General features: G+C 69.1%; 13 protein-coding genes and 1 tRNA gene. 13 read left to right on the top strand and 1 reads right to left on the bottom strand.

Translation table 11 applies throughout. From position 1 onward, the window contains the following. The first annotated feature begins 9 nt into the window (after nt 1–9). From AB0I77_RS45120 to AB0I77_RS45095, 6 genes are all read left to right on the top strand, one after another. The gene (locus AB0I77_RS45120; RefSeq protein WP_363288726.1) at nt 10–195 is read left to right on the top strand and encodes a hypothetical protein; all 186 of its coding nucleotides are present in this window, start codon (nt 10–12) and stop codon (nt 193–195) included. 5 nt (nt 196–200) lie between these two features. Further along, nucleotides 201–695 (top strand): single-stranded DNA-binding protein, encoded by a 495-nt coding sequence (locus AB0I77_RS45115; RefSeq protein ID WP_363288725.1) that lies wholly within the window; start codon nt 201–203, stop codon nt 693–695. Nucleotides 696–781: 86 nt separating this feature from the next. Further along, on the top strand, nt 782–1,681 hold the full coding sequence (locus AB0I77_RS45110; protein ID WP_363288724.1) for a bifunctional DNA primase/polymerase: 900 nt from the start codon (nt 782–784) through the stop codon (nt 1,679–1,681). Next, the gene (locus AB0I77_RS45105) at nt 1,678–2,709 is read left to right on the top strand and encodes an AAA family ATPase (RefSeq protein ID WP_363288723.1); all 1,032 of its coding nucleotides are present in this window, start codon (nt 1,678–1,680) and stop codon (nt 2,707–2,709) included. Before AB0I77_RS45110 ends, AB0I77_RS45105 begins: the two co-directional genes overlap by 4 nt. 118 nt (nt 2,710–2,827) lie before the next feature. Next, on the top strand, nt 2,828–3,013 hold the full coding sequence (locus AB0I77_RS45100; protein WP_363288722.1) for a helix-turn-helix domain-containing protein: 186 nt from the start codon (nt 2,828–2,830) through the stop codon (nt 3,011–3,013). Next, nucleotides 3,010–4,494 (top strand): site-specific integrase, encoded by a 1,485-nt coding sequence (locus AB0I77_RS45095; protein WP_363288720.1) that lies wholly within the window; start codon nt 3,010–3,012, stop codon nt 4,492–4,494. The genes AB0I77_RS45100 and AB0I77_RS45095 overlap by 4 nt, the downstream gene beginning before the upstream one ends. Before the next feature lie 140 nt (nt 4,495–4,634). On the opposite strand, the gene AB0I77_RS45090 is transcribed toward AB0I77_RS45095, so the two are convergent. Next, nucleotides 4,635–4,706, bottom strand: a tRNA-Arg gene (locus AB0I77_RS45090). 224 nt (nt 4,707–4,930) lie between these two features. Between AB0I77_RS45090 and AB0I77_RS45085 the strand changes: the two genes are divergently transcribed. The 7 genes from AB0I77_RS45085 (at nt 4,931) to rho (ending at nt 14,671) form a co-directional block, all read left to right on the top strand. Continuing rightward, nucleotides 4,931–5,446, top strand: coding sequence for a response regulator (locus tag AB0I77_RS45085; RefSeq protein ID WP_363288792.1), 516 nt, complete (start codon nt 4,931–4,933; stop codon nt 5,444–5,446). Nucleotides 5,447–5,791: 345 nt separating this feature from the next. After that, nucleotides 5,792–6,916, top strand: a complete 1,125-nt coding sequence (gene nrtL / locus AB0I77_RS45080; protein WP_363288718.1) for an ArgS-related anticodon-binding protein NrtL — start codon at nt 5,792–5,794, stop codon at nt 6,914–6,916. Between the two features lie 40 nt (nt 6,917–6,956). Further along, nucleotides 6,957–8,348: a diaminopimelate decarboxylase gene (lysA, locus tag AB0I77_RS45075; protein WP_363288717.1), complete on the top strand. Its 1,392-nt coding sequence runs from the start codon at nt 6,957–6,959 to the stop codon at nt 8,346–8,348. Between the two features lie 181 nt (nt 8,349–8,529). Next, a complete protein-coding gene (locus AB0I77_RS45070) occupies nt 8,530–9,822 on the top strand; it encodes a homoserine dehydrogenase (RefSeq protein WP_363288716.1) in 1,293 nt (430 codons plus the stop codon). 6 nt (nt 9,823–9,828) lie between these two features. After that, nucleotides 9,829–10,887, top strand: a complete 1,059-nt coding sequence (gene thrC / locus AB0I77_RS45065; protein WP_363288715.1) for a threonine synthase — start codon at nt 9,829–9,831, stop codon at nt 10,885–10,887. 332 nt (nt 10,888–11,219) lie between these two features. Continuing rightward, on the top strand, nt 11,220–12,149 hold the full coding sequence (thrB, locus tag AB0I77_RS45060; protein WP_363288714.1) for a homoserine kinase: 930 nt from the start codon (nt 11,220–11,222) through the stop codon (nt 12,147–12,149). Nucleotides 12,150–12,556: 407 nt separating this feature from the next. Continuing rightward, nucleotides 12,557–14,671: a transcription termination factor Rho gene (gene rho, locus AB0I77_RS45055; RefSeq protein ID WP_363288712.1), complete on the top strand. Its 2,115-nt coding sequence runs from the start codon at nt 12,557–12,559 to the stop codon at nt 14,669–14,671. Nucleotides 14,672–14,798: the final 127 nt, after the last annotated feature.

Below are 14,798 nucleotides of genomic sequence, written 5' to 3'. Positions count from 1 at the left end.
AAGGAAGCCGTGTTCGAGATCCGCGTCATCTGCCCGCTGGGCGACGCCGACCGCATCAGCCAGGCACTGGCCGCTGCGTTCGACACCGGTCCGGCACGCCAGTACCCCACCCGTGACGGCAAGCGGCAGCGGCTGTACGTCACCGCCGAACACCGAGACTCCAGCACCAACCCCACCCACACCGAAAGCGAGTGATCCCCATGTCCGTGGGAGAGACCCCCATCACCGTCGTCGGCAACCTCGCCGCAGACCCCGAACTGCGCTACACCCCGAGCGGCGCCGCGCTGGTGAAGTTCTCCGTCGCCTCCACTCCGCGCAGCTACGACAAGACCACCGGTCAGTGGCAGGACGGCACCGCGATGTTCCTGCGCTGCACCGCATGGCGCGACCTGGCCAACCACATCGCCGAGACCCTGACTAAGGGCATGCGCGTGGTCGTCACCGGCCGACTGCGGCAGCACAACTGGAAGACCCCCGAGGGCGAGAACCGCTCGATGCTCGGCCTGGAAATCGACGACATCGGCCCCTCGCTGCGCTTCGCCACGGCCAAGGTCGACCGCGTCCAGCGCAACGGCGCCAACTCCGGCCCGGCCACCGACGCGTGGAACACCGCCGCTCCCGCCTCCGGCGGATGGGGCACGCCCGCCCCGGCTGCGGCCGGAGACGCGAAGTACGGCGACGAACCCCCGTTCTAGATGCGCCCGGGGCGGCCGTCTCTCACCACAAGACCACGGCCGCCCCGGCTCCCTTGTCCCTTCGACAGAACAGGAGAACCTCCAGAATGCCTCAACTGGACGGCCCTGCCCAGCTCACCGCGGCGCTTGACGCTGCGTCGCGCGGCTGGCACGTCTTCCCCCTCATTCCCGGCGACAAGCGCCCCGCCATCACCGCATGGGAGCAGCGGGCCACCACCGACCGCGAGCGCATCACCCGGTGCTGGACGCACGCCCGCTACAACATCGGCATCGCCACCGGCCCCTCCGGCCTGGTCGTCGTCGACCTCGACATCCCCAAGGGCCCGGACGACACCCCGCCGGCCGACTGGGCCGAGCACGGCGTCACCGATGGAGCCGACGTGCTCGCAGTCCTCTGCGAGCGCCACGGCCATACGTTCCCCACCGACACGTACACGGTCTGTACTTGGAGCGGCGGTAGGCACCTGTACTTCGCCGCACCCGAGGGTGAGCCCTTGCGTAACACTGCCGGGGACAGTGCCCGCGGGCTGGGCTGGAAGGTCGACACCCGCGCGGCAGGAGGATTCGTCGTCGCCCCTGGCAGCGTCGTCAGCGGCCACCCGTACGCGACCGTCCATGACGTGCCGGTGGCCCCTTTGCCGGGCTGGCTGACGAACTTGCTGCGCCCGGCGCCGCTGCCCCCGCAGCGTCCGGTCACGGTCCCGCTGACGACCCGCGATCGGCGAGGCAAGTTCCTGACCGCGGCAGTCAACGGCGAGTTGGCGCGCGTCACCGGCTCCGGCGAGCACCAGCACAACATCGCGCTTTACATCGCCTCCGTGGCCCTCGGTCAGTTGGTCGCCGGGGGCGAGCTGGACGCGTACGAGGTGACCGAGAAGCTCGTCGAAGCGGCGCTCAACGTCGGTCAGGGCGAGCGCGAGGCACGGCGCACCATCGCCTCCGGCCTGCGAGCCGGAGCCAACCGCCCCCGAAGGGTCGCGGCATGAGTACCAACCCGATCCCCCCGCTTCACCTGTACTCCGTCCCCAGCGACCCGCAACCAGCCCCACGGGAGATGCCGAAGCGGGAACGGCCCCGGACCGCGTGGACTGCGGATCAGCTCATGGCCGCGGACTTCCCGGAGCCGAAATGGGCGGTGCCCGGCATCCTCGCCGAGGGCGTCAACCTGCTCGCCGGACCGCCCAAGGTGGGCAAGTCCTGGCTGTCCCTCGGACTGGCTCTTGCGGTCGCCTCCGGGGGCTACGCCTTCGACTCCCTGCCCGTTGATGGCGGACCGGTGCTCTACCTCGCCCTGGAAGACACCCCGCGCCGTCTCCAGACCCGCATGGGCAAGATGCTCGGGGGACAGGCGGCCCCGGCCGGGCTGACGCTGGTCACCGAATGCCCGCCCTTCCCGCAGGGCGGCAGCGAGGCCATCGCCGGATGGCTGGACCGCAACCCGGACGCCCGCATGGTCGTCGTCGACGTGTTCGCCAAGATGCGCGGTCCCGCCCCTCAGGGCGTGTCGGCGTACGACGCGGATTATGTCGCCGTCACCTATGCCAAGCGGATCGCCGATCACTACGGCATCGCCGTCGTGCTGGTCCACCACGTCCGCAAGATGGCTTCCGAGGACTTCCTGACGGAGGTCTCGGGCACCAACGGCATCGCCGGAGCCGCGGACGCCACGCTCGTACTCAAGCGGGCGCGCGGGCAGGCGGACGGCATTCTGCACGTCACCGGGCGCGACGTCGACGAAGCCGAGTACGCGCTTCAGTTCCAAGCCGCCTCCGGCGCCTGGCACATGCTCGACGGGCCGGTCACCGACCACACCATCGGCGACACCCGCGCGGCCATCCTGCGATACGTCCGGGAAAACCCCGGCGTCCGGCCGCGGGACGTCGTCGCTGCGTTGCCGGACATCGACGCGGACACCGTCCGCCGCTACTGCTCCCGCATGGCAGAGGCGGGACAGCTCACCAAGGGCGCCGGAGGCCGCTACTTCCCGGACACCCCACCCCCGGAGGTGTCCTAGGTGTCCGACTGTCCGATTGCCCCGTCTGACCTGCGCGAACAGACCGGACACCCTCAACTCCCCAGTGTCCGACTGTCCGACTTTCGGCCCGCCAACGAACCCTGGAGGGGAGTCGAATATGGCGCGTGACGAAATGCTCACCATCTCTGAAGTCGTTGAGGAAATCGGCGTCCCTCTGTCGACCTTCCACCGCTGGCGCCAGTTGAGGAAAGGGCCAAAGGCAATCAAACTCCCGAACGGCTCCGTGCGGATTCGTCGTTCCGAACTGGACCGCTGGATTACCACGTTGGAGGAGACGGCGTGAGCAGCCGCACGTCCAGTGCACCCGAGGGCGCTCACGAGAGTGGGCGCCCTGAGGGCGGGAAGGAACGCGTCTTCTCTAATGACGTCCGTGTGTGGGGCATCAGTAAGGTGAAGAGCAAAAGTGCCCCGTATCAACTCCGCTGGATCGTTGCGGGTGAGCGGCGCTACGCATCGTTTGCCACCTTCACGCTTGCCGATAATCGTCGTTCGGAGCTGCGGCATGCCATGCGCAAGGGTGAGGCGTTCGACGTGGAATCGGGCCTACCTGAGTCGGAGGTTCGAAAGGCGGAGGCAGCGGCAAAGGCTAAGACCGAGTCCAAGGCCGACCCCACATGGTGGGAGTTCTCGCGTGAGTTCATGAAGCGTCGTTGGCGTACTGCGGCAGCGAAGACCAGAGAGGGATTCGCAGACAGTCTTGCCTCGGCAGCCTTGGGGATGGTGCAGGAGGGGCCCGACACTCCGGAACTCCCCGCGGTGCGGCGGGCCGTGAGGTGGGCCGTCGTACCGGCTCACGAGAGCGAGGAACCCCCGCCGGACCTGGAAAAGGTTTGCGCGTGGCTTGCAGAGAATTCCCTTTCCCTGTCGGCACTGAGAGAATCCGGCATCGCCGAGGACGTGCACTACCGACTCGCGTACAGGCTGGATGGCAAGCTCGCTGCCAAGGACACGTACAAGCGTCGTCGGCGCGGTTTCAATTCGGCCATGACGTATGCGATTCAAAAGAGCTATCTGGACGAGAACCCGATCGCTGGATTGGAGCGGCCCGCTACTGCCGCCAGCGGCCCGATTGACCCACGTGTCCTCATGAACGCCACACAGGGGCGCGAGTTTCTGACGGCCGTTTCGTACGTGGGATCAGTGCATAGAAACAGGGGAAGGCGTCTGGTCGCCTTCTTCGGCTGCATCCTCTACGCCGCGATGCGACCGGCGGAAGTGGTGGGGCTGAGGCTGGCCGACTGTCACTTGCCGGAAACGGGATGGGGCGTACTCACCCTCCGAGAAACACGGCCCGTGTCTGGCAAGAAGTGGACCGACTCAGGCGAGCGGCATGACACGCGAGGGCTGAAAATGCGGGACCCCGAGGCAGACCGCCCGGTGCCGATTCCTCCCGTCCTGGTGGCGATGCTCCGGGCGCACGTGAAGGAGTTCGGCACGGCGGCCGACGGCCGGCTGTTCCAGAACGAGCGGGGCGGTCTGGTGGGCACGTCCAGCTACTGGCGTGTCTGGCAGGCGGCTCGCCCCCTCGCGTTCCCGCCGCACAAGGTCGCATCGCCGCTCGCCAGGAAGCCGTACGACGGGCGGGCCACGTGCATCACGGACTGGCTCCGCTCCGGCCTCCCGGTGGCAGAGGTGGCTCGCCGGGCGGGCACGTCGCCGGAGGTCATCGATCGCCACTATGCGGGCTGCCTCGACAACAGCGAGGAGGAGGACAACAAGAAGATCGAAAAGGCGATGGGGTGGGGGCCGTCGGACGCTGTGTGAGCCGCTCGTGGCTCACGCACTCCTCACGCACGATCAGTGAGAGAGAGTGAGAAAGGGCGAGAGTCAGTGAGACTGACTCTCGCCCTTTTCTGTCGGCATCCGCCCTGGTCAGGTCTCGTTTCAACTTTCTGACCGGCGAGTGCCCCCGGCAGGATTCGAACCTGCGCACACGGCTCCGGAGGCCGTTGCTCTATCCCCTGAGCTACGGGGGCGTGTCGGGCGCGGTGTTTGCGGCGACGGGTAGAACCCTACCAGCTCCTTCGGGGTGTTCATGAATGGGTTTCGCGGCGTCGAGGCGGGTCTGCGGACCTGGTGTGGGGGTCTGGTCCTACCCGTCCCAGGGAGGGGTCGCCCGCACGGGGTGGAAGTGGGGAAAACCCGGACGCGGTGGCCGGTCTCGACCTACTCTCAAGTTGTGCCAGGGGCGTCCGGCCGGGTGCTTGTTGTGGACGACAACAAGGTCATCCGGCAGCTGATCAGGGTCAATCTCGAGCTGGAGGGTTTCGAGGTCGTGACCGCGGCCGACGGTGCCGAGTGTCTGGATGTCGTTCATCAAGTGCGGCCCGATGTGGTCACCCTCGATGTCGTCATGCCTCGACTGGACGGGCTCCGCGCTGCCGCTCGACTTCGGGCCGATCCACGAACCAGCCACCTCCCTCTCGCCATCGTCAGCGCCTGTACGCAGTACGAGGTCGAGACCGGCCTCGGCGTCGGCGTCGACGCCTTCCTCGCGAAGCCCTTCGAGCCCGCCGAACTCGTACGTCTCGTACGGCAGTTGATCGAGCGGCGGGGGAGTGGGGGAGCGAGGAAGGAGGGGGAAGTGGAAGTGGAAGTCGAGGCGGAGGGGCAGTCGGCGTTCGACGACATCCTCGGGGTCGCCGGGGCTGCTGGGGTCGCAGGAGAGGCCGAACTGGCCGGAGAGGCTGAGCGGGCCGGCCGCGCCGGCGGCTGATCACCCCGTGGATCGGTCAGGCCGGTGGCTGGCTGCCTCGTTGCGGTGGTCGGGGCCAGCAGCTGGTCACTTCCGTACTCCGGTCGTTCGGTGGTCGATCGGTGATTGATCGGCGATTGATTACTCCGCGGTGCTTCCGGGGCTACAGATGATCAGCCGACGCCGGTAGCCGATCATCCCGGTGCGCCCGCCAGGCCGGGGCGGCGTTCACCCTCGTCCCGACATCCTCGAACCGGAACACCGCCCGTCCAACAGCGCCCCCCACCCCGCCCCCTCCCGTCCGCATCCGGGACCCCACTCAAACCGGCTCGCCTACCCACCCCCCTCCTCCCCTACGCTTGTCCCGTGACCCCCGTCGAGCTCTCTCGTACCGTGCTGTGCGCGGTGCGTCGTGCTGTCGACGAGGGGGAGCTGAGTGTGACCGTTCCGGGACGGGCCGTTGTCACGGTGCCCGGTCCTGGCGGGTGTGGTGACTACGCCACCAACATCGCCCTTCAGCTCGCTCGCCCGGCCGGGCAGCCGCCCCGGCGGGTCGCCGAGATCCTCCGGCCACACCTTCTCGACACGGCCGTCGTCGCCGACGTCGTCATCACCGGGCCCGGATTCATCAACATCCGGCTGGAGAGCACCTCGCCCGCCGCTCTCGTCGAGGAGATCCTGCGGCGCGGTCTGCGGTACGGCCATGCCGACAGCCCCACCGAGAAGCTCGCGCAACTGCACGCCGCCCACGAAGTCCGCGCCGTCGTCACCGCCGACACCGTCGCCCGCCTCCTCCGGTCCCAGGGCACCCTCGTCCGCATCAGCTGCGCCGCCCGGCCCGAGCCGGAGTGGGAGGAGGTCCTCGCCGTACGCCTTGACCCGTACGTCGACGCATACGGCACTGATGAATCACCCGCATCACCCGCATCAGCTGCATCACCCGCGTCATCTGAATCGCCCTCCCCCTTCGACGTCAACGTCCGACCGGTACCAGCGGCCCCCGCCGATCCCCTCCCCCTCGGCCGCGACGCCGCCCGCTGGGCCCTGCTGCACCCTGCCGCCCACGACCGGCCCCGGATCAGCGACGACCATCTCGTCCAGAGTGAGGGCAACCCCCTCTTCCGCGTTCGTTACGCCTACGCCCGCACCCGCGCCCTCACCCGCAACGCCGCCGACCTGGGCTTCACCGCCGGCCCCGCCGAAACCGCCCCCGCCGAAACCGCCCCCGCCACAGCCCCCCTCCTCACCCTCCTCGCCGACCACCCCCGCATCCTCACCACCGCCGCCACCCACCACGCCCCCGACCGTCTCGCCCGGCACCTCGTCACCGTCGCCGATGCCGTCGTCCCCTTCCTGCCCACCGTTCTTCCGCGCGGCGAGGAGAAACCCTCGGCCGCCCACCGTTCCCGGCTGGCCCTTGCCGAAGCCGCCGGGACGGTGCTTGCCGGTGGCCTGTCCCTGCTCGGCATCGACGCACCCGAATACCTCTGAGACACCCACAGAGAGCCCTGGAAAGGCCCTTAAAAGAGTCATGAGTCGTTCCGCACACCCCGCAGGGCCCCGTCACGCCGATGTCCTCCACGAGGGGCATTACTCAGCCCCGCCCGCCGACCTCAACACCCTCGACCCCAAGGTGTGGGCCCAGACCGTCACCCGGGACACCCACGGCGTCGTCACCGTCGGCGGCATCGACGTGAAGACCCTCGCCGAACAGCACGGCACCCCGGCCTACGTCATGGACGAGGCCGACTTCCGTGCCCGGGCGCAGGCGTGGCGCACCGCCTTCGGGCACGACGCCGACGTCTTCTACGCCGGGAAGGCCTTCCTCTCCCGGGCGGTCGTCCGGTGGCTGCACGAAGAGGGGCTCAACCTCGACGTCTGCTCCGGCGGTGAGCTCGCCACCGCCCTCTCCGCCGGCATGCCCGCCGACCGCATCGCCTTCCACGGCAACAACAAGTCGACGGACGAGATCCACCGGGCCATCGAGGCGGGCGTCGGGCGTATCGTCCTCGACTCCTTCCAGGAGATCGTCCGCGTCGCCCACATCGCGGAGTCCCTCGGGAAGCGCCAAAGGGTCCAGATCCGTATCACCGTCGGTGTCGAGGCCCACACGCACGAGTTCATCGCCACCGCCCACGAGGACCAGAAGTTCGGCATTCCGCTCGCCGGCGGCCAGGCCGCCGAGGCCGTACGGCGCGCTCTCCAGCTCGACGGGCTGGAGCTGATTGGGATCCACTCCCACATCGGGTCGCAGATCTTCGACATGTCGGGCTTCGAGGTCGCCGCCCACCGAGTCGTCGGCCTTCTCAAGGACATTCGCGACGAGCACGGCGTCGAGCTGCCGGAGATCGACCTCGGGGGCGGGCTCGGGATCGCGTACACGAGTGAGGACGATCCCAGCGAGCCCCACGACATCGCCAAGTCGCTCACCGAGATCGTCACGCGTGAGTGCGAGGGCGCCAAGCTGCGCACTCCTCGTATCTCCGTCGAGCCCGGGCGGGCCATCGTCGGGCCCACCGCGTTCACGCTCTACGAGGTCGGCACCATCAAGCCCCTCGACGGGCTGCGTACCTACGTCTCCGTCGACGGCGGCATGTCCGACAACATCCGTACCGCGCTCTACGACGCCGAGTACAGCGTCGCCCTCGTCTCCCGCGTCTCCGACGCCGAGCCCATGCTCGCGCGCGTCGTCGGCAGGCACTGCGAGAGCGGCGACATCGTGGTCAAGGACGCGTTCCTGCCGGCCGACCTGGCACCGGGTGACCTGATCGCCGTACCGGCTACGGGCGCGTACTGCCGTTCCATGGCGAGCAATTACAACCATGTGCCGCGTCCGCCGGTTGTCGCGGTGAACGACGGCGAGTCCCGCGTGATCGTCCGCCGTGAGACGGAGGAGGATCTCCTGCGCCTCGATGTCGGGTGAGCCGCAACAACCGCTAAAGGCCGGCTATGAAAAGCAGGTCATAAATGCGAGGCGGAAGATCTCCTGTGATCCACCCCCGCGCAAATGAAATAGATGTCTCACGATCCGGACGAGGGATAGAAACTCCCGTCCGGTGAGTGAGACTGGTCCCACCGTAGACGGTATGAGGAAACGAGGTCGGATGATGCGTACGCGTCCGCTGAAGGTGGCGCTGCTGGGCTGTGGAGTGGTCGGCTCAGAGGTGGCGCGCATCATGACGACGCACGCCGACGACCTCGCCGCCCGGATCGGAGCCCCCGTCGAGCTGGCGGGTGTCGCGGTCCGCCGTCCCTCCAAGGTCCGCGAAGGCATCGACCCGGCCCTCGTCACCACGGACGCCACCGCCCTCGTCAAACGCGGCGACATCGATGTGGTGGTGGAGGTCATCGGAGGGATCGAGCCCGCGCGCACCCTCATCACCACCGCCTTCGAGCACGGCGCCTCCGTCGTCTCCGCGAACAAGGCCCTTCTCGCCCAGGACGGCGCAGACCTTCATGCGGCGGCGGAGGCGAACAACAAGGACCTCTACTACGAGGCCGCCGTCGCCGGCGCCATCCCGCTGATCCGCCCGCTGCGCGAGTCCCTCGCCGGCGACAAGGTCAACCGGGTGCTCGGGATCGTCAACGGCACCACCAACTTCATCCTCGACAAGATGGACTCCACGGGGGCCGGTTACCAGGAGGCCCTCGACGAGGCCATGGCGCTCGGGTACGCGGAAGCGGATCCCACCGCCGACGTCGAGGCGTTCGACGCCGCCGCCAAGGCCGCCATCCTCGCCGGGATCGCCTTCCACACGCGCGTGCGCCTCGACGACGTCTACCGCGAGGGCATGACCGAGGTGACGGCGGCCGACTTCGCCTCCGCCAAGGAGATGGGCTGCACCATCAAGCTGCTCGCCATCTGCGAGCGGGCCGCCGACGGGCGGTCCGTGACCGCGCGCGTGCATCCCGCGATGATTCCGCTGACCCACCCGCTCGCCTCCGTGCGCGGCGCGTACAACGCCGTGTTCGTGGAGTCCGACGCCTCCGGGCAGTTGATGTTCTACGGGCCCGGCGCCGGCGGCGCCCCCACGGCCTCCGCCGTACTCGGCGACCTCGTCGCCGTCTGCCGCAACCGGCTCAACGGCGCCACGGGCCCCGGCGAGTCGGCGTACGCCGCGCTGCCCGTGTCGGGCATGGGTGACGTCTTCACCCGCTACCACATCAGCCTCGACGTCGCGGACAAACCGGGTGTTCTCGCCCAGGTGGCGACCGTGTTCGCCGAGCACGGGGTGTCGATCGATACGGTTCGCCAGCAGGGCAAGGACGGCGAGGCCTCCCTCGTCGTCGTCACGCACCGCGCGTCCGACGCCGCCCTGGGCGGAACCGTCGAGGCGTTGCGTCAGCTCGACACCGTGCGTGGTGTCGCCAGCATCATGCGGGTTGAAGGAGAGTAACCAGCAATGACCCACCAGTGGCGCGGAATCATCGAGGAGTACCGGGAGCGGCTGCCGGTGTCCGACACCACGCCGGTCGTGTCGCTCCGTGAGGGCGGCACGCCCCTCGTGCCCGCGCAGGTGCTCTCCGAGCGCACCGGCTGCGAGGTCCACCTCAAGGTGGAGGGTGCCAACCCGACCGGGTCCTTCAAGGACCGCGGTATGACCATGGCGATCACGCGGGCGAAGGAGGAGGGCGCGAAGGCGGTCATCTGCGCCTCCACCGGCAACACGTCCGCGAGCGCCGCCGCGTACGCCGTGCGCGCCGGGATGGTCTGTGCCGTCCTCGTCCCGCAGGGCAAGATCGCGCTCGGCAAGATGGGCCAGGCGCTCGTGCACGGCGCCAAGATCCTCCAGGTCGACGGCAACTTCGACGACTGCCTCACCCTCGCCCGCGCCCTGAGCGACAACTACCCTGTGGCGCTGGTCAATTCGGTCAATCCGGTGCGGATCGAGGGCCAGAAGACGGCCGCGTTCGAGATCGTGGACATGCTCGGCGACGCGCCCGACATCCACGTCCTGCCGGTGGGCAACGCGGGCAACATCACCGCGTACTGGAAGGGCTACAAGGAGTACGCCGCCGACGGCATCGCCTCCAAGACCCCCAGAATGTGGGGTTTCCAGGCGTCCGGCAGTGCCCCGATCGTGCGCGGCGAGATCGTCAAGGACCCGTCGACGATCGCCACCGCGATCCGCATCGGCAACCCCGCGTCCTGGCAGTACGCGCTGGCCGCGCGGGACGAGTCCGGCGGCTTCATCGACGAGGTGACGGACCGTGAAATCCTGCGCACCTACCGGCTGTTGGCCGCGCAGGAGGGTGTCTTCGTGGAGCCCGCCTCCGCCGCGTCCGTGGCCGGTCTGCTGAAGGCCGCCGAGCAGGGCAAGGTCGACCCGGGGCAGCGCATCGTGTGCACCGTCACGGGCAATGGCCTCAAGGACCCCGACTGGGCCGTGGCGGGCGCTCCGCAGCCCGTCACCGTCCCGGTCGATGCGGCGATCGCGGCCGAGCGCCTCGGTCTCGTGTAACCGGCGCCTCGGTCTCGCGTAACTTCGGTCTCGCGTAACCTGGGTCTCGCGTAAACGGACGACCTGCCGGGGGAGTTCCCGGCCGGGGGTGCACAAGGGGCTTACGACACGCATCGTGCGCCTCCTGTGCGCCCTATGTCGTCACAGAACCTTCCTTCGATAGGCTGTAGTGAACCCGCCCGCCGCATATGCCTTCACATATGGCCGGGTCCCGCGCCGTCTCCGCGGCCCGGAAGTGGTCCCCAGGGCCCTGACGCCCCGGGAAACCTCACGTACCTATCGAATGTCTTCGACAATCGACAATCACGCAGCTCAAGGAGAGTCATCGAGCGATGGCCGGTCCAGCGTTCCGCGCCGCCGCCGTCCGGGTGCGCGTCCCCGCCACCAGCGCCAACCTCGGCCCGGGCTTCGACGCCCTCGGCCTGTCGCTGGGGCTCTACGACGACGTGGTCGTCCGGGTGGCCGACTCCGGGCTGCACATCGACATCGCGGGTGAGGGCGGCGAGACGCTCCCGCGTGACGAAAACCACCTTCTCGTACGGTCCCTGCGCACCGCCTTCGATCTGCTGGGCGGACAGCCGCGCGGCCTGGAAATCGTCTGCGCGAACCGCATTCCGCACGGCCGTGGCCTGGGTTCCTCCTCGGCCGCCATCTGCGCCGGCATCGTCGCCGCGCGTGCCGTGACCATCGGCGGCGAGGCCAGGCTCGACGACCCGGCCCTCGTGGAACTCGCCACCGAGATCGAGGGCCATCCCGACAATGTGGCGGCCTGTCTGCTCGGCGGTTTCACGCTCTCCTGGATGGAGGCCGGAGCCGCGCGGGCGATCAGGATGGACCCCGCCGATTCCATCGTTCCGGTGGTTTTCGTGCCCGGAAAGCCGGTCCTGACACAGACCGCGCGCGGCCTGCTGCCGCGCACCGTGCCGCACGTCGACGCCGCCACCAACGCGGGCCGGGCGGCCCTGCTCGTCGAGGCCCTCACCAGGCGCCCCGAGCTGCTGCTGCCCGCCACCGAGGACCGCCTCCACCAGGACTATCGCGCCCCGGCCATGCCGGAGAGCGCGGCGCTGGTGGAGCGGCTGCGGGCCGACGGAGTCCCGGCAGTCATCTCAGGCGCGGGCCCCACGGTGCTCGCGCTGGTCGACGGCGACAGCGCTGACAAAGTCGCCCATCTGGCGGGCGAGGGCTGGGCCGCGAACCGGCTGGAACTCGACGCCCAGGGAGCGTGCGTGCTCCCGCTGGCGCCCTCCGGTGACATTTAGCACCGGCGGTTGCCGGATTTCGAGAGGGGGAATGTTTGTTGGATCCGGTAGTGTTAATCTCAAGTCTGCACCCGACCCCACCATGGCGAGGTGCTTCCTGTCCCCGTCCGGGACAGACATCCTTCCGGGAGCCTCCCAAGCCGCACTGTGTTTCGTACGTCGTATGCGGGCAGTACGTCGTATGCGGGCACTGAGCGACTTGCCGGGCACGCTCCGGAACCGGTGCGACCAAGCCACGTGACACAGACACTCAGTGCCACTGCTTCGGGAAGCGCCGTCACCACATTCCTCCGCCGCTTAGGCGGACCACCGCCCCGGCACGGTCCACACAGCAAGGACCGAAGCCGGACAGCACAACCGGTCGCCGAGCCAGACAGGCCGACGTCCGCTCCAGGGAAGGACCCTTCGTGAGCGACACCACCGATCTGATGGGCGCACGTGTCGAGGAGACCGCTGCCGCGCCCTCCACGGACGCCTCCGCGCCTGCCACCGGTGCCGGCTCCCGGCGGCGCCGCGGTACCGGCCTCGAGGGCATGGTGCTGGCCGAGCTCCAGCAGGTCGCATCAGGCCTCGGCATCAGGGGCACCGCGCGGATGCGCAAGAGTCAACTGATCGAGGTCATCAAGGAGGCGCAGGCGGGAGGGGGTGCCCCGGCGAAGACCGCCGAGGCAGCCACCGAGACCAAGCCGAAGCGCCGAGCCACCTCGAAGGCGCGTACGGGCGAGGAGGCCGCGCCCGCCGAGAAGGCCGCGAAGAAGGCCGCGGCGCCCGCCGAGAAGGCCGTGGCCCAGCAGCAGATCGAGATCCCCGGGCAGCCGGCTGGAGGCCCCTCCCGCGATGGGGGTACCTCCCGCGCGAGCGCAGCCGAGCGTGGGGGAACGGCCGAGCGTGGGGGAGACGACGCTCCCGTGGAGCGCCGCCGCCGTCGCGCCACCGCTGAGGTCGGCAGCCCCGAGAAGGTCGTTGCCGAGGCGCAGAGCGAGCCGAAGGCCGAGACGCCCGCCCCGCAGGCGCAGACCCAGACCCAGACGCAGCCGCAGGGCGAGGCCAAGGGCGGCGACGCCGGTGACGGCGAGGGCCGCCGCCGCGACCGCCGTGAGCGCGGCCGTGACCGTGGGGACCGCGCTGACCGTGGCGACCGCGGTGACCGTCGCAAGGGCGACGAGCAGCAGGGCGGCGGCCGTCCGGACCGCCAGCAGGACCGGCAGCAGACCCAGCAGGGCGGCGGCCGGCAGGACCGTCAGGACCGCCAGCGGGACAACGGCCCTCAGGACGACGACGACTTCGATGGCGGCCGTCGCGGCCGTCGTGGCCGTTACCGGGACCGTCGGGGCCGTCGTGGCCGCGACGACATGACGTCCGAGCCGCAGATCACCGACGACGACGTCCTGATCCCGGTCGCGGGCATTCTCGACATCCTCGACAACTACGCCTTCATCCGGACGTCGGGCTACCTGCCCGGTCCCAACGACGTGTACGTCTCCCTCGCCCAGGTCCGCAAGAACGGCCTGCGCAAGGGCGACCACGTCACCGGTGCCGTGCGTCAGCCCAAGGAAGGCGAGCGCCGCGAGAAGTTCAACGCGCTGGTCCGCCTGGACTCCGTCAACGGCATGGCGCCCGAATCCGGGCGCGGGCGGCCGGAGTTCAACAAGCTGACGCCGCTGTACCCGCAGGACCGCCTCCGCCTGGAGACGGACCCGGGCATCCTCACCACCCGCATCATCGACCTCGTCGCGCCGATCGGTAAGGGTCAGCGCGGTCTGATCGTGGCCCCGCCGAAGACCGGCAAGACCATGATCATGCAGGCGATCGCCAACGCGATCACGCACAACAACCCCGAGTGCCACCTGATGGTCGTCCTGGTCGACGAGCGTCCGGAAGAGGTCACCGACATGCAGCGGTCGGTCAAGGGCGAGGTCATCTCCTCGACCTTCGACCGCCCGGCCGAGGACCACACCACGGTCGCGGAGCTCGCCATCGAGCGCGCCAAGCGGCTGGTGGAGCTGGGCCACGACGTCGTCGTCCTGCTCGACTCGATCACGCGTCTGGGCCGTGCGTACAACCTCGCGGCCCCGGCCTCCGGCCGCATCCTGTCCGGTGGTGTCGACTCGACGGCCCTCTACCCGCCGAAGCGCTTCTTCGGTGCGGCCCGCAACATCGAGGACGGCGGCTCGCTGACCATCCTCGCCACCGCCCTGGTGGACACCGGGTCCCGCATGGACGAGGTGATCTTCGAGGAGTTCAAGGGCACGGGCAACGCCGAGCTCAAGCTCGACCGGAAGCTCGCCGACAAGCGGATCTTCCCGGCGGTGGACGTCGACGCGTCCGGTACCCGTAAGGAAGAGATCCTGCTCGCTCCCGACGAGCTGGGCATCGTCTGGAAGCTGCGCCGGGTGCTGCACGCCCTCGACCAGCAGCAGGCGGTCGAACTGCTCCTCGACAAGATGAAGCAGACGAAGTCGAACGCCGAGTTCCTGATGCAGATCCAGAAGACCACGCCGACGCCGGGCAACGGCGACTGACGTACCCGCTTCTGAAAGGGCCGCTCCTGATCGGCGGTTTCTAGGGGTCGTCGCAACACGTGGTCGGTTTGATCAGGCCGTGAGTAGTTTATGCAGGCGCTCGGCTGGGGTTTCCCAGCCGAGCGTT

Source organism: Streptomyces sp. NPDC050619 (assembly GCF_040654815.1).
GTDB lineage: Bacteria > Actinomycetota > Actinomycetes > Streptomycetales > Streptomycetaceae > Streptomyces.
Note: the sequence above shows the minus strand (reverse complement) of the source record. Positions and strands in the feature narration are given on the sequence as shown.

Coding starts and splice junctions, on each gene's coding strand:
- AB0I77_RS45115 (WP_363288725.1), top strand. CDS start 201: ATGTCCGTGGGAGAGACCCCCATCACCGTCGTCGGCAACCTCGCCGCA.
- AB0I77_RS45110 (WP_363288724.1), top strand. CDS start 782: ATGCCTCAACTGGACGGCCCTGCCCAGCTCACCGCGGCGCTTGACGCT.
- AB0I77_RS45105 (WP_363288723.1), top strand. CDS start 1,678: ATGAGTACCAACCCGATCCCCCCGCTTCACCTGTACTCCGTCCCCAGC.
- AB0I77_RS45100 (WP_363288722.1), top strand. CDS start 2,828: ATGGCGCGTGACGAAATGCTCACCATCTCTGAAGTCGTTGAGGAAATC.
- lysA (WP_363288717.1), top strand. CDS start 6,957: ATGAGTCGTTCCGCACACCCCGCAGGGCCCCGTCACGCCGATGTCCTC.
- AB0I77_RS45070 (WP_363288716.1), top strand. CDS start 8,530: ATGATGCGTACGCGTCCGCTGAAGGTGGCGCTGCTGGGCTGTGGAGTG.
- thrC (WP_363288715.1), top strand. CDS start 9,829: ATGACCCACCAGTGGCGCGGAATCATCGAGGAGTACCGGGAGCGGCTG.
- thrB (WP_363288714.1), top strand. CDS start 11,220: ATGGCCGGTCCAGCGTTCCGCGCCGCCGCCGTCCGGGTGCGCGTCCCC.